The 14,333-nt window shown below is 71.6% G+C and carries 12 protein-coding genes; 2 read left to right on the forward strand and 10 right to left on the reverse strand.

What is annotated here, in order from left to right:
• Window positions 1-42: 42 nt before the first annotated feature.
• Together mqnP and Cco03nite_RS40585 are read right to left on the reverse strand one after the other, a co-directional pair.
• Entirely contained in the window at window positions 43-957 is a 915-nt protein-coding gene (gene mqnP / locus Cco03nite_RS40580; RefSeq protein WP_239168062.1) for a menaquinone biosynthesis prenyltransferase MqnP, read from the reverse strand.
• A complete protein-coding gene (locus Cco03nite_RS40585; protein WP_203699373.1) occupies window positions 954-2,447 on the reverse strand; it encodes a menaquinone biosynthesis decarboxylase in 1,494 nt (497 codons plus the stop codon). Before Cco03nite_RS40585 ends, mqnP begins: the two co-directional genes overlap by 4 nt.
• Before the next feature lie 102 nt (window positions 2,448-2,549).
• Here Cco03nite_RS40585 and Cco03nite_RS40590 point away from each other — a divergent pair, with 102 nt between their 5' ends.
• The gene (locus Cco03nite_RS40590) at window positions 2,550-3,380 is read left to right on the forward strand and encodes a hypothetical protein (RefSeq protein WP_239168063.1); all 831 of its coding nucleotides are present in this window, start codon (window positions 2,550-2,552) and stop codon (window positions 3,378-3,380) included.
• Window positions 3,381-3,643: 263 nt separating this feature from the next.
• Here the strand turns inward: Cco03nite_RS40590 and Cco03nite_RS40595 are convergent, their stop codons facing one another.
• From Cco03nite_RS40595 to Cco03nite_RS40630, 8 genes are all read right to left on the reverse strand, one after another.
• Window positions 3,644-4,273 carry a GNAT family N-acetyltransferase gene (locus Cco03nite_RS40595; protein ID WP_203699374.1) on the reverse strand — a complete coding sequence of 210 codons (630 nt, stop codon included), beginning with the start codon at window positions 4,271-4,273 and terminating at the stop codon, window positions 3,644-3,646.
• A 259-nt stretch (window positions 4,274-4,532) separates the two neighbouring features.
• The gene (ccsB, locus tag Cco03nite_RS40600) at window positions 4,533-5,531 is read right to left on the reverse strand and encodes a c-type cytochrome biogenesis protein CcsB (RefSeq protein WP_203699375.1); all 999 of its coding nucleotides are present in this window, start codon (window positions 5,529-5,531) and stop codon (window positions 4,533-4,535) included.
• Window positions 5,531-7,084, reverse strand: coding sequence for a cytochrome c biogenesis protein ResB (gene resB, locus Cco03nite_RS40605; protein ID WP_203699376.1), 1,554 nt, complete (start codon window positions 7,082-7,084; stop codon window positions 5,531-5,533). Before resB ends, ccsB begins: the two co-directional genes overlap by 1 nt.
• Window positions 7,081-7,860 carry a cytochrome c biogenesis CcdA family protein gene (locus tag Cco03nite_RS40610; RefSeq protein WP_203699377.1) on the reverse strand — a complete coding sequence of 260 codons (780 nt, stop codon included), beginning with the start codon at window positions 7,858-7,860 and terminating at the stop codon, window positions 7,081-7,083. The genes resB and Cco03nite_RS40610 overlap by 4 nt, the downstream gene beginning before the upstream one ends.
• Window positions 7,860-8,426, reverse strand: coding sequence for a TlpA family protein disulfide reductase (locus Cco03nite_RS40615; RefSeq protein WP_239168064.1), 567 nt, complete (start codon window positions 8,424-8,426; stop codon window positions 7,860-7,862). Before Cco03nite_RS40615 ends, Cco03nite_RS40610 begins: the two co-directional genes overlap by 1 nt.
• 8 nt (window positions 8,427-8,434) lie before the next feature.
• A complete protein-coding gene (locus tag Cco03nite_RS40620; RefSeq protein WP_203699378.1) occupies window positions 8,435-9,064 on the reverse strand; it encodes a histidine phosphatase family protein in 630 nt (209 codons plus the stop codon).
• Window positions 9,061-10,383 carry a glutamate-1-semialdehyde 2,1-aminomutase gene (gene hemL / locus Cco03nite_RS40625; protein ID WP_203699379.1) on the reverse strand — a complete coding sequence of 441 codons (1,323 nt, stop codon included), beginning with the start codon at window positions 10,381-10,383 and terminating at the stop codon, window positions 9,061-9,063. The genes Cco03nite_RS40620 and hemL overlap by 4 nt, the downstream gene beginning before the upstream one ends.
• A 10-nt stretch (window positions 10,384-10,393) precedes the next feature.
• On the reverse strand, window positions 10,394-11,578 hold the full coding sequence (locus tag Cco03nite_RS40630; RefSeq protein ID WP_203699380.1) for an FAD-binding oxidoreductase: 1,185 nt from the start codon (window positions 11,576-11,578) through the stop codon (window positions 10,394-10,396).
• A gap of 206 nt (window positions 11,579-11,784) precedes the next feature.
• On the opposite strand from Cco03nite_RS40630, the gene Cco03nite_RS40635 reads away from it, so the two are divergent.
• Complete coding sequence (locus Cco03nite_RS40635; RefSeq protein WP_203699381.1) at window positions 11,785-13,905, forward strand: S9 family peptidase; 2,121 nt, start codon at window positions 11,785-11,787, stop codon at window positions 13,903-13,905.
• Window positions 13,906-14,333 lie beyond the last annotated feature (428 nt).

Below are 14,333 nucleotides of genomic sequence, written 5' to 3' on the forward strand. Positions count from 1 at the left end.
AGCCTCTAAGAGTTGCGGCAGGTGGGAGGGCGGGAGGGTGAGTCAGAGCCAGAGGGCGATCGTGGCGAAGACGAAGAGCGCGATGCCGACGAAGCCGTTCGCGGTGAAGAAGGCTCGGTTGACTTTGGACAGGTCGGTGGGGGTCACGATGACGTGCTGGTAGGCGAAGGCTCCTGCGGTCAGCGCGAGGCCGATCCACCAGGGCCAGCCGAGGCCGACCCAGACGCCGAACCAGACGAACAGCGCGAACGTCACCACGTGGGTGAGCGTGGAGATCAGCAGCGCGTTGCGCACGCCGTATCGGGCGGGCACGCTGCGCACCCCGATCTGCCGGTCGACCTCGGCGTCCTGGCAGGCGTAGATCAGGTCGAAGCCGCCGATCCACAGCCCGACCGCGAGGCCGAGCAGCCAGGCCGGGCCGGACCCGGCGAAGGCGCCGGTGACCGCGAGCCAGGCCCCGATCGGGCCGACGGCCTGCGCCAGCGCCAGGATCGCGTGCGGCCAGTCGGTGAAGCGCTTGCCGTACGGGTACAGCACCAGCGGCACCACGGCCAGCGGCGCGAGCAGCGCGCACAGCGGGTTGAGCGCGAGCGCCGCGCCCATGAACACGACCAGTGCCACGGCCGCGCCGAGCCAGGCCGTGCGCACGCTCACCGCCCCGGTGACCAGTTCACGCTGGGCGGTGCGCGGGTTGCGCGCGTCGATGTGCCGGTCGATGATCCGGTTCGCGGCCATGGCGAAGGTGCGCGCCCCGACCATCGCGATCGTGATCAGCAGCAGGACGAGCCAGTCGATCCGGCCGAGCGTGCGATCCATCGCGACCAGCGCGGACAGGTACGCGAAGGGCAGCGCGAACACGGAGTGCTCGATCGCGACCAGCTTCAGGAACGCCTTGACCCGGCCCGGCTCCTTGAGCTCGGGTGCGGACGCGGCGACGTCGCGCGACGCGGTGCTCACTTGCCCCAACCCTTCCGCGACGGGCTCTCCGGGAACCCGTACTCCTTCCACCGCTTGTCGACCTTCGCGACGATCTCGGGGGACATCCGCATCTCCTCCGGCCAGCCGCGGGTGTAGCCCTCGGTGGGGAGCTTGCGGGTGGCGTCGACGCCGGCCTTGCCGCCCCAGAACTGCTGGTACGACGCGTGGTCGAGGTGGTCGACGGGTCCCTGGGTCAGCACCAGGTCGTGTGCGTAGTCGACGTTGCCGAACGCCCGGAACGCGACCTCCTGCAGGTCGCGCGGGTCGCAGTCGTCGTCCACCACGACGATCAGCTTGGTGAGGCTGAGCAGGTGCGCGCCCCAGACCGCGCTCATCACCTTCTGCGCGTGCTTCGGGTACCGCTTGTTGATCGCGACGACCAGGCAGTTGTGGAACACGCCCGCCTCGGGCATGTGGTAGTCCACGATGTCCGGCACCAGGATCTTGATGAGCGGCAGGAAGATGCGCTCGGTGGCCAGGCCGATCGGCCCGTCCTCCTGCGGCGGCTTGCTGGTGATGATCGAGTGGTAGATCGGGTCGCGGCGCATCGTCATGCACTCGACGTGCATCACCGGGAACGGCTCGACCGGCGTGTAGAAGCCGGTGTGGTCGCCGAACGGGCCCTCGGGCAGCCGCTCGCCCGGCTCGACCCAGCCTTCCAGGATCACGTTGGCGGTCGCGGGCACCTGCAGCGGCACCGTCAGGCAGTCGACCAGCTCGACCCGCTCCCCGCGCAGGAACCCGGCGAACAGGTACTCGTCGATGTCACCGGGCAGCGGCGCGCTCGCCGAGTAGGACACCACCGGGTCCGCGCCGAACGCGATCGCGACCGGCAGCCGCTCGCCACGGCGCTCCGCTACGGCGTGGTGCGCGGTCGAGTCCTTGTGGATCTGCCAGTGCATGCCGACGCTGTTGTGCGAGTGCTGCTGCAACCGGTACAGGCCGAGGTTGCGCTTCCCCGTTTCCGGGTGCTTGGTATGGGTCAACCCGTAGTTGTGGTAGATGCCGCCGTCGCCGGGCCACATGACGAGGCCGGGCAGCATGTTGAGGTCGACCTCGTCGCCCTTGAGCACGACCTCCTGGCAGGGCGCGCTCTTCACCTTCTTCGGCGGCAGCGACTTCAGCTGCATGATCTTGCCGAGGCCGTCCATCATGCCGCTGAACCCCTGCGGCAGCTCCGGCTTGGCCAGCTCGCCGATCCGCGCGCCGATCTCGTCGAAGTCCTGCACGCCCAGCGCCATCGCCATCCGGCGGTCGCTGCCGAAGATGTTGATCGCGAGCGGCATCACGCCGCGGGTCGGCTTCTCGAACAGCAACGCCGGGCCCTTGGCCCGCACGGTACGGGTGACGATCTCGCTGATCTCCAGCGTCGGATCGACGGGGGTGGTGACCCGGTGCAGCTCGCCGGCCCGCTCCAGCGCGCCGAGAAAGCCCTGCAGGTCGTCGAACGGGAAACGCGGTGCCGCCATGCTGGCATCCTCGCATCCGCCCCGTCACTCCGCCGGGGAGGGGCGAGGCGCTGCGGCGTACGCCATCGTCACTCCCGCCCGTCCCGCCCGGTTGACCCGGATGTGAACCCCCGCTTCGCCAGGGCTCTGGCGGCCGCGCTGCTGGCGCTCGCCGCCGGATGCACCCCCGGGACCAGCACCGGCACCCTGCCCGACTGTCCCACCGGCCGTCCCGCCTCCACCACCGCGCCCACCGGGCCGCCCAGCCTCGCCGCACCGGGCGCCTGCCGCTCGCGCGCCACCGTGGTGCAGCCCGTCGCGGCCGCGGTGCCCAGCCCCGGCTACCACCACCTCGGCGCGACGACACGGGGACGCTGGTCGGGCGTGCTCGGCCGGATCGAGGTCGGCGACGCCGGGGTTCGGCAGGGCACGTACGACTTCGTCGCGGCCCGGTTCATGGCGAAGGCGGGCCGGGGCGCCCAACAGGCCTGGCTGGAGGTCGGCTGGACCGAGACCGGCTGGTCCGGCAACGCCCGCCAGCGCGTCTACACCTACGACACGGCCACCCGCGCCTGGGCCTTCTACGACCAGTACGCGGTCTCCCCCGGCGACAAGCTGTGGCTGCACCTGCAGACCGAGGCCGGTGGCGAGCAGCCGTCCTGGCAGGCCTGGCTGTGGTGGGGCGACCGCTGGAACCTGCTCACCAGCCGCCCGCTGCCACTGTCCGGCCAGGCCGAGATCGAGCAGTACGTCGAGGTCCACGCCGACCCCGCCGACCCCGGCACGGTCACCATCCCCCGGCTCGCGATCGACAACGTCCAGCTCAAGACCTCGCCCGACGCCGGCCTGCGCCCGTGGAACGCCGAGGTCCCCACCAGCCCCGGCGCCGACTTCGCGACGTACTGCCTCGACTGGCGCGTTCCGTACACCTCCTGGACCACCACCACCTGCTGACAATGGCAAGGAAGGGCACCTTCTTAACGCTCCGCGTTATAGAAGGTGCCCTTATTAACGTCGCGACGGTGTGAGCAGCGTGTTCGCGCCGCATTGTCGTGCGGCACCCACGGCCCGCGCGATGCCCGCGTCTGCGCCTCGCGGGACCGCCGCATGCCACGGCGACGGCGGGGCGGTTCGGTCATCGGCGAGCCGGTCCGGTCAACAGACCTGCGTGATCGCGGCCACGGTGGAGCTGTCTGGCCGGCGGACAGCGAGCCGGTTCACCAGAGACGGTCGATCAGGCCCGAATGAAGTGCGATGCGGGCGCCGGTGAAGGAGGCCGCGTTTCGCCGGGCAGTCGGGGAGAAGAAGCCCGCCATGGTGACCTTGTCGAACCGATCGCTGGGGAAAGGGTCGTCGGGGGTGCCGCCGACCAGCACCGCGCCGGGCACCAATTGCCAGCCGGCGCTCTCGTAGAAGCCCTGCAAATCCCGGTCGCAGGTGAAGATGCCCAGGTCCGCACCGCTGAGGCTGATCTCGTCACGGGCGTGCTCGACCAGGCGGCGGCCGTGACCACGGCCGCGATACGCCGTGTCGGTTACCACCCGGCTAAGACCCCGGGCGTGATATCCGCGACCTTCATGCGTGATCGACTTGGACAGCACGTCGAGGCTGGCCAGCACCCTGTCACCGCCGTCGAGCAGCAGCATCGTCACCGGATCGAGAGCGGGATCGTGCCAGTCGCCGTCTGCGTCACTGCCATCCGCACCGGCCAGTCCCGTCGCACCGGGCTCACCGGCCGGGCTCACGTCGGCGGGGGTGGGAGGCGGCCATGCCTGCGCCTGCAGCGCCAGCGCCTGAGCGCGCAGCGCGGCCGGAGTATCCCGCTCCGGAAAGATGGCGATCCGCACCGCCGAAGGCTAACCCAGGCCACCCGAGGGACGGCCAGCAGTTTCCGGGAAACTGCAGCTGTCAACGAGCGCATTGCGGCACTTACCTGGAAACTGCAGCAGCCCACGGCCGGAACCGGCGGGACGGATTCGGCGGCAGCGCTGACCCTGCGGGCGGTGCCCGTTCATCGCGCCTGGCCAGGCGCTCGGCATGTTAAGAAGGGCACCTTCTTTAACGCGGAGCGTTAAAGAAGGTGCCCTTCCTTTGTCCTTGCGGGCGTCAGACGCCGCCGTAGGAGTGGAGGCCGGTGAAGAAGATGTTGACGCCGAACAGGTTCATCATCATCGTCAGGAAGCCGATCACGGCGATCCAGGCCGCGGTGGAGCGCTTGATGCTCGGCGTCGCCCGCGCGTGCAGGTAACCCGCGTAGACGACCCAGGAGATGAACGCCCAGACCTCCTTCGGGTCCCAGCCCCAGTACCGGCCCCAGGCGACCTCGGCCCAGATCGCGCCCGCGGTGACGCCGAAGGTCCAGATCGGGAACGCGAAGGCGTGCAGGCGGAAGGAGAGCCGCTCGACGGCTTCGGCGTTGGCCAGGCGGCCGCCGAAGGCGTACAGGAAGCCGCGCTTGCCGTTGTCGAAGCCGGTCCGGACCAGGTACATGATCGAGGCCGCGCCGGCGACCATGAACAGGCTGGACGACGCGATGACCGCGCCGATGTGGATGCCGAACCAGTACGAGTCCAGCGCCGGGACCAGCGGCCCGACCGGCGTGTACAGGATCATGCCGGCCACGCCGACGAGCAGCACCTCGAACAGCATCACGAACAGGCCGAGGTGGCGCACCTGGCGCTGGAAGAACAGCGTGCCCAGCCAGATGACGCCGCCGAGCGCCGTGATCGACAGCACGAACTCGTACATGTTGCCGAACGGCAGCCGCTCGGCGGCGATGCCGCGGGTAACGACGGTGGCCAGGTGCGCGACCACGCCGAGGAGCGTCGCGCCGACCGCGGCGGGCCCGAGCCAGGCGGCGCGCGACCGGCCGCCGGCGGCGTCGGAGGGTCCGTCGACCGCCGGGGCGGCGTAGGCGTGCGGGGGCTCCGCGACGACCGGCGCGCCCGCGCCGACGAGTTCCCTCGCCGGGGCGGCGGCGGGCGCGGCGGCCGCGTTCGCGATCCGGCCGCGGGTGCCGAACGCGTACTCGCCCGCGTGCAGCAGCATCGCGGCCAGGTACGACAGCAGGGTGACGACCAGAAGGCCGTCGGACAGTTCTGCCACTACCGTTGCCACCTCTCGACCAGGGAACGGAACTCGTCTTCGAAACCGGGGTACTCGGTGCGGGGCAGGCCGCCCGCCTCGGCGCTGCCGTCGGGGCGCAGCCGCAGCCAGACCCGGCGGCGCTTGCCGTACAGCGACAGCGGCAGGCCGACCAGCAGCAGGACCGCGCCGGCGAGCACGATCGGCTCGCCCGGGTCGTGCCGGATGGACACCGTGATCCACTGCCGGGTGCCGACGAACTCGAGCTTGCTGCCGTCCGGCAGGGTCCACGTCTCGCCGCGCCGCATCAGCTTCGGCTCGCCGTACTTCTTCAGCCGCCCCGCCTCCAGCTGGCGCTGGTCGAGGTCGTAGACGGAGCTCGGGATGCCCGCGTCCAGCCCCAGGTCACCGCGGTACGCGGTGAGCATGAGCGCGGGGTTGCGCTCCTCCGGGTGGTCCGAGCGCAGGTACGGCGGCCCGTCCTTGGTCGGCATGTAGGTGCCGGAGAACGCCATCTGCTTCGTCTGGTCGCTGCCGTTGGCGTCCGGGAACGCGGCCACGCCCTCGCTGGTCAGCGTCGGGTCGGTGTACGGGAACGGCGACACCGTCTCCTGGGTCACCCCGGCCGCGTCGGTGTAGCGCAGCACCGGGGCGTACCCGTGGCCGAGCAGGTACACGTTCGCGCCGTCCAGGCGCAGCGGGTGGTTCACGCTGAACGTGTGCCGGCCCAGGTCGCCGTGCGCGGAGTCGGTCGCGGCCACGTCGGCGGCGAAGGAGATCGGCATGCCGTCCGCGCGGTACTCGGCGCGGAAGTCGGTCAGCTCCAGGCAGAAGTCCGGCAGGTCGCCCGCGCCGACCTGCGGGCCGAGCCCGAAGTCGTCGTACTGCTGCACGGTGTTGCAGAAGACCTGCTCCGGCCCGGCGACGATGAGCCGCCCGGCGTGCCAGCCCCACTGCGAGCCGAGCCCCACGCCGATCAGGATGACCAGCAGCGAGCTGTGGAACAGCAGGTTGCCGGCCTCCTTCAGGTAGCCCTTCTCGCCGGCCAGGGTGACCGTGCCGTCGGCCTGCTCGCGCCGCACGGTGCGCCAGCCGCGCAGCGCGGCCTTCGCCGCCGCCTCGTCCACGGGCTGGTCGAGCACGGCCGCCTGCGGGAGCCGGTTGAAATACTTCGGCGCGTCCGGCGGGGCCGTGCGCAGCGCCTTGACGTGGTCGAGCAGGCGCGGGGTGATGCAGCCGATCAGCGAGGTGAACAGCAGCAGGTAGATCGCGGCGAACCAGGGCGAGGCGTACACGTCGAAGCCCCACAGCCGGTCCAGCACGGGCGCGAGGTCCGGGTGGGCGTTGTAGAAGCCGAGCACGTCCTCGACCTTGACCGAGCGCTGCGGCAGGACCGACCCGGGGATCGCCCCGACGGCCAGCAGGAACAGCAGCATCAGCGCGGTGCGCATGCTGGTGAGCTGCCGCCACCCGTTGCGCGCCGCGGCCCATCCGGCCGCGACGAAGCGGGGGGTACGCCGACGCGGCGGCTCGCCCGCGGGCGGGTCCTCCACGACGGCCTCGGTGACGCTCATATCGAGATCTCTCCGGCTCCGAAGGTGACCCGCAGCCAGATCACGAAGTCGCCCCACGCGCCGGTGATCAGGGCGAGGCCGACGACGATCAGCAGCGCGCCGCCGAACCGGGTGACCCAGCGCGAGTTGCGCCGGATGAAGCCGACCACCCCGGTCAGCTTGCGCATGCCGAGCCCGAGGACCAGGAACGGGATGCCGATGCCCAGGCAGTAGGCCAGTCCGAGGACCACGGCCCGGCCGGTGTCGCCGTACGCCCCGGCCAGCGCGCCGACCGCGGCGAGCGTCGGGGACAGGCACGGCACCCAGCTCAGCGCGAACACGGCGCCGAAGACCGGCGCGCCCCACAGCCCGGCCTGAGGAAGCTTCTGGATGCGCTTCTCGTTGTCCAGGCCCGGGATCACCCCGAGGAAGGCGAGGCCGAACAGCACGATCAGCGCGCCGATGCCGACCTGCAGCGCCCGCTCGTAGGTGAGCAGCAGGCGGCCGATCTGCGCCGCGACGATCGTGGTGGTCAGGAAGACGGCGGCGAACCCGGCGATGAACAGCAGCACCCCCGCCAGCACCCGGCCGCGGCGGGCCCGGCCCAGGCCGGTGCGGTCGTCGCCGAGCGTGGCGTCGAGGTCCGCGCCGACCAGGCCGGTCACGTACGACAGGTAGCCCGGGACCAGCGGCAGCACGCACGGCGACAGGAAGCTGGCCAGCCCGGCGAGCGCCGCGACCGCGATCGCCAGCGCCAGCGGCCCGCTGTTGACCACACCGGCGAAGTCCGCACCCATCAGCCGGCCTGCTCGGCGGCGATCTCACGCACGATCGGGCCCAGCTCGGCGGCGTTGGTCGCCTTGCGCAGCACGGCGGCGACCCGGCCCTGCCGGTCGATGATCAGCGTGGAGGGGGTGGACACCGGCGGCACGTCGACGAAGCGCAGCGACAGCCGGGCGCCCGGGTCGAAGATGCTCGGGTACGAGTTGCGGGCGGCCACGAACGCCTTGGCCGCGTCCCGGCCGTCGCGGTTGTTGATGCCGAGGAAGACCACGCCGGAGGCCGCGGTGTCCTTGGCGATCTGCTCCAGGTCGGCGGCCTCCAGCCGGCAGGGCGCGCACCAGCTCGCCCAGAAGTTCACGACCACCACGCTGCCGAGCTTGCTCGCCATGTCGTAGGGGCTGCCGTCGAGCAGTTCACCGGTGACCGCCGGGGCCGCCTTGCGCTCGGTGGGCGGGAAGCGCAGCACGTCGCCTACGGCGGGTGGCTTCTCGTCGTCGCCGCAGGCCGCCAGCGCGGTCGTGGCCAGCCCGGCCACGGCGAGCGCCAGCACGGCGCGGCGGGTGCGGGGGCGTGATGTCACGCGCCCCATCATGCCCCGCGCCCGGCTCCGGTCCCCAGGTGGGCTGCCGGCTCGGAGTATGTGATCTGCGCCAACTGATCACCTTCGAAGACGAACGAGGTGAGGCTGGCCAGCCCGCACTGGCGGCGGCGCGGGTCGTGCCACAGCCGCCTGTTCTCCAGCGCCATGCGCAGCGTCCAGATCGGAAGCTGGTGCGACACGCATACCGCCTCGTGCCCGCGGGCGTGCTCGCGGGCGGCGTGCAGGGCCAGGATCATCCGGGCCGCGATCAACCGGTACGGCTCGCCCCAGCTGGGCGTCATCGGGTTGCGCAGCACCCACCAGTGGCGCGGATCACGCAGCGCGCCGTCACCCGCACCGACCCGCATGCCCTCGAAGTAGTTGCCGCTCTCGATCAGGTTCGGATCGATGTGCACGTCGAGGCCGAGCTGCTCGGCGAAGGGCAGCGCGGTCTGCTGGGCCCGCTCCAGGGGGCTGGAGACCAGGTAGGTGATGTCCCGGTCGGCCAGTGCCGTGGCGGCCGCCTTCGCCATCTGCTGGCCGAGGCCGCTGAGCTGGAAGCCGGGCAGCCGCCCGTACAAAATCTTGGTGGGGTTCTGCACCTCACCATGCCGCAGCAGGTGGACGATCGTCCTCATGACTGAGCTGCCGCCGCCCGTGCCGCGCCCGGCAGGGCGGCGGCGATGTGGTCGAGGGCCTCGTCGCCGATGGCGCCCGAGACGAACCACGACTCGAACGCGCTCGGCGGCAGGTAGACGCCCTGCGACAGCATGCTGTGGAAGAACGCCTTGAACGCGGCGGTGTTCTGCCGCCGGGCGTCGTCGTAGTCGTGCACCTCGGCGTCGGTGAAGAAGATCGAGAACATGCTGCCCGCGGTGGCGAGCCGGTGCGGGACGCCCGCCTCGGCCAGCGCCTTGCTCGCCAGCTCGCCGATGGTCGCGGCGGTGGCGTCGAGCCGGGCGTACAGCGCGTCGTCGGCCAGCCGCAGCGTGGCCAGCCCGGCCGCGCAGGCCAGCGGGTTACCGGACAGGGTGCCCGCCTGGTAGACCGGGCCGGCCGGGGCCAGCTTCGCCATCACGTCGGCGCGGCCGCCGAACGCCGCGGCGGGCAGGCCGCCGCCCATGACCTTGCCGAACGTCCACAGGTCGGCGTCGACCGGCTCCAGGCCCTGCCAGCCGGAGCGCGACACCCGGAAGCCGGTCATCACTTCGTCCATGATCAGCAGCGCGCCGTGCCGGTGCGCGATCTCGGCCAGGCCTGCGTTGTAGCCGGGCAGCGGCGCGACCACGCCCATGTTGCCCGCGGCGGCCTCGGTGATGATCGCGGCGATGTCCGCGCCGTGCGTCTCGAACGCCTGCGCCACCGCGTCGAGGTCGTTGTACTTGAGCACGATCGTCTCGGACGCGCCTGCGCCGGTGACGCCGGGCGAGTCGGGCAGCGCGAGCGTGGCGAGGCCGGAACCGGCCGCGGCGAGCAGCGCGTCGACGTGGCCGTGGTAGCAGCCGGCGAACTTGATGATCTTCGTACGGCCGGTGAAGCCGCGGGCCAGCCGGATCGCCGACATGGTCGCCTCGGTGCCCGAGTTGACCAGGCGGACCTGCTCGGCTGCGGTGCGCGCGACCAGCTCCTCGGCCAGCTCGACCTCGCCCGGGGTGGGCGTGCCGAAACTGGTGCCGCGGGCGGCGGCGGCCTGGATGGCGGCGACGACCTCGGGATGCGCGTGGCCGAGCAGCAGCGGGCCCCACGAGCAGACGAGGTCCACGTAGCGGCGGCCGTCCGCGTCGAAGAGCCAGGGGCCCTCACCGCGAACCATGAATCGGGGGGTGCCGCCGACGGCGCGGAACGCCCGGACGGGCGAGTTCACACCGCCGGGCACGATCGCCGCCGCCCGGTCGAAAAGTTCCTGGGAGGCGGGTGCGTCTGCCGGGTAACCCACCGGCTCGTTGAAGTCGATCACAGCGTACGAATTATGGCACGCGATACGGCGCGAGCAGCTCACGCAGGTGCGGTGGGGCGGCCTGCACCACAGCGGAGCCGCTGCGCGCCAGCAGCACCTCCCGCAACGTCTCCAGCACCGCCACCAGCCGCCCCGCGGGCAGCTCGCCGGGCACCGCGGCCCACGCCTGCCCGACGCCGATGCTGCCGCGCACCGGCACCGGCGACCCGATCGCGTCGACCAGGGTGTAGCAGACCGAGTGCAGGTCGCCCTCGGGCGCGTAGAGCCGCACCGCGACCTCGCCGGGCCGGAACGGGTACTTGCCCCACCACAGCGGGGCCTGCGTGGTCAGGTAGGCGTGCCCGCCCAGGCGGCGCACCAGCAGGCGGCCGCGGTCGGCCAGGCTGACCGCCGAGCCCTCCAGCAGCACCGCCATCACCCCGGTGGCATCGCGCCGCCCGCCCGCCTGCGGGGTGCGGCGGATGCCGGGCATGTCCAGCTCGATGGCGGCCGGGGCGAGGTTGGCGGCCAGCACGTCGTCGCGCAGCGTCGCGACCTGCAGCGGCTGCAGCACCGGGCAGACCACCCAGGACGCGGCGGGTGCCAGCGGATAGGTCCGCAGGGTCACCTCGACGATCAGGCACGCGGGGTGCAGCCCGCCGGGATGCGTCCAGCGCAGGTCGAAGATGCTCGACCCGAGCAGGCGGGCGCGGTCGGCCACGGTGGTCACCGTGCCGTCCGGCAGCACCACCGTCGCGTCGACCACCTGCACCGCGGGCGGCCCGTAGAGGTGGGTCAGCGGCCCGAACTCGGCCGCCGCCAGCACTCCGCCGAACGTCGCGCGGGGCGACGGCGGGTCGAGCGCCAGCCGGCGGCCCGACCGGGCGAGCACGTCCTGCGCCGCCGCGACCCCCGCGCCCGCGCCGACGGTGAGCTGCTCGGTCGCCGGGTCGTAGTGGAGCGCGGCGAGGTCGGTGAGGTCGGCGAGCAGGTCGACCACCGGCGGCGGGTCGAGCCAGCTGGCCTTGGACCCGCTGCCCCGGGGCAGCACGGTCAGCCCCAGCTCATGGGCGCGGCGCATCAGGGCGGCGGCCTCGCCGAGATCACGTGGCGCAGCGACCCAGCGCACCAGCGCGCCGTCGACCGTGTCGAGCCTTCCCGCCGGGCGCACGGGGCAGCCCAGCCGCAACCCGTCCAGCTCGGATTCCTCACGCACCGGTGCCGTCATCCCTCGCTCCAACCGAATGGAAGGTGCCGCTCCTGACAGTTCACCCCGCGCAAGGCGGGCTGGCGACACGTGAGACGGAAATCTTCACGCAGCGCACAAAGCTCGTTCGAACGTATGTTCGATACTAGTCAACGTCGACCGGTTCCGGCAATCACCACTGCCTTCCCACCCGGCGTGCCGGTAGCGTTACCGCCATGACTTCCGATCTCCCCAACGGGCCGGTCACGGCCCCCGTCGCACCGCGGATCGCGAGCACGCGCAGCCATCACGGCGACGACGTCATCGACGAGTACGCCTGGCTGGAGACGAAGGACGACCCGGCGGTCACCGCTTACCTGGAGGCCGAGAACGCCTGGACCGAGCACGCCACCGCGCACCTCGGCGCGCTGCGCGAGACGCTGTTCGGCGAGATCAAGGGCCGCACCCAGGAGACCGACCTGTCGGTGCCGGTCCGCAAGGGCGCCTACTGGTACTACGCCCGCACCGAGGCCGGCAAGCAGTACGGCATCCAGTGCCGCCGCCCGGTCACCGCCGGTGAGACCGCGCCGCCGACCCCGGCCGACGGTGCCCCGCCGGCCGACGAGGAGATCCTGCTCGACGGCAACGAGCTGGCCGCCGGGCACGACTTCTTCGCGCTGGGCACCCTCGACGTGAGCCCGGACGGGCGGCTGCTGGCCTACTCCACCGACTACACCGGCGAGGAGCGCTTCACGCTCCAGATCAAGGATCTGGCCACCGGCGAGATCCTGCCCGACCGGATCGAGGGCGCGTTCTACGGCAGCGCCTGGTCGGTGGACGGCACGCAGCTGTTCTACCTGACCGTGGACGAGGCCTGGCGCCCGCACCGGGTGTGGCGGCACGCGGTCGGCTCGACCGGCGACGACGCCCTGGTGCTGGAGGAGGCGGACGAGCGTTTCTGGATCGGGGTCGAGCTGACCCGCTCGCAGCGCTTCATCCAGATCGACATCCACAGCAAGGTCACCAGCGAGGTCTGGCTGATCCCGGCCGACGAGCCCACCGCCGCGCCGACCGTGGTCACCCCGCGCGTGCAGGGCCTGGAGTACTCCGTCGAGCCGCAGGGCGACCGGCTGCTGATCCTGCACAACCGCGACGCGGCCGACTTCACCCTGGCCCAGGCCCCGGTCTCGGACCCGGCGGACTGGCAGGAGCTGATCGGCCACACCCAGGGCGTGCGCCTGGAGGGCGTGGACGCCTTCGCCGACCAGTACGTGGTGTCGCTGCGCCGCGAGGGCCTGACCGGCCTGCGGCTGTTCCCGACCTCGGGCGAGCCCACCTCGAAGCCGCGCGACATCACCTTCCCGGAGCCGCTCTACACGGTCGGCCTGTCCGGCAACCCCGACTACCACACCGACCAGCTACGGCTCACCTACGCCTCGATGGTCACCCCGGACTCGGTCTTCGACTACGTGGTGGCCACCGGCGAGCTGCTGCTGCGCAAGCGCAAGCCCGTGCTGCCCGGCCCGGACGGGGAGCCGTTCGACCCGGCCCGCTACGAGCAGCACCGGGTCTGGGCCACCGCCGACGACAACACCGGCGTGCCGATCTCACTGGTCTGCAAGGCGGGCACGCCCGTCGACGGGTCCGCGCCGCTGGTCCTCTACGGCTACGGCTCGTACGAGTCGAGCATGGACCCGTGGTTCTCCATCCCCCGGCTGTCGCTGCTCGACCGGGGCGTGGTCTTCGCCGTCGCGCACGTGCGCGGCGGCGGCGAGCTGGGCCGGCACTGGTACGACGACGGCAAGCTGCTGGCCAAGCGCAACACGTTCACCGACTTCGTCGCCTGCGCCCGGCACCTGGCCAAGAGCGGCTGGACCAGCCCCGACCGCATCATCGCGCGCGGCGGCTCGGCCGGCGGCCTGCTGATGGGCGCGGTCGCCAACATCGCCCCGGAGGCCTTCGCGGGCATCGTCGCGCAGGTGCCGTTCGTCGACCCGCTGTCGTCGATCCTCGACCCGTCGCTGCCGCTGACCGTCACCGAATGGGAGGAGTGGGGCAACCCGCTGGAGTCCCCCGAGGTGTACGCGTACATGAAGGCCTACTCGCCGTACGAGAACGTCGCCGACCTCGACTACCCGGCGATCCTCGCGGTGACCAGCCTGAACGACACGCGGGTGCGCTACAGCGAGCCGGCCAAGTGGATCGCGGAGCTGCGGCACACCGCCCCGCGCGGCGAGTACCTGCTCAAGACCGAGATGGGCGCCGGTCACGGCGGCCCGTCCGGGCGCTACGACGCCTGGAAGGAAGAGGCGTTCGTGGCGGCCTGGATCCTGGACCGGGTCGGCCTGGCCGGCTGACCTTCACGTTCGCCCACTCGGCGGCGCCGCGCTCCCGCGCGACGCCGCCGCTCTTTTGTGGATCCGTTGCCGACGGCGTCCGATTTATACCTTTGCAAGATCGTGCTGCCTATTCGAGCAGATTCGGTCGTGCCAGGAGGGTCGCGCCGCCACCGGCACTGGCGCTCACACTGCCGGTGGCTGACCGGATCAGGATGCCTCCTGATCGGACGTACATCTCGGCACTGTCGTCAGCGCCGTTTGTCCTATATAAACGCGTTGTAAAGTTATTTGATCGACTGGCCATTTTGTCCGATGTCGTGCTCACAGCGATACATGGCAAAACTTGCCCTCACGCATGCGATGGACATCGGTCGACACCGACCGATCAACGGCGAGGGGCATCCCCCGCGATGTCTCGCGGAGGATGCCCCTGGATCAGCCGTCGA

This window comes from Catellatospora coxensis, assembly GCF_016862635.1.
Lineage (GTDB): Bacteria > Actinomycetota > Actinomycetes > Mycobacteriales > Micromonosporaceae > Catellatospora > Catellatospora coxensis.

What these genes read in the sequence shown, in the direction of transcription:
- Cco03nite_RS40585 (WP_203699373.1), bottom strand. Translation starts at nt 2,447, where the DNA reads ATGGCGGCACCGCGTTTCCCGTTCGACGACCTGCAGGGCTTTCTCGGC.
- resB (WP_203699376.1), bottom strand. Translation starts at nt 7,084, where the DNA reads ATGAGCGTCACCGAGGCCGTCGTGGAGGACCCGCCCGCGGGCGAGCCG.
- Cco03nite_RS40610 (WP_203699377.1), bottom strand. Translation starts at nt 7,860, where the DNA reads ATGGGTGCGGACTTCGCCGGTGTGGTCAACAGCGGGCCGCTGGCGCTG.
- Cco03nite_RS40620 (WP_203699378.1), bottom strand. Translation starts at nt 9,064, where the DNA reads ATGAGGACGATCGTCCACCTGCTGCGGCATGGTGAGGTGCAGAACCCC.
- Cco03nite_RS40635 (WP_203699381.1), top strand. Translation starts at nt 11,785, where the DNA reads ATGACTTCCGATCTCCCCAACGGGCCGGTCACGGCCCCCGTCGCACCG.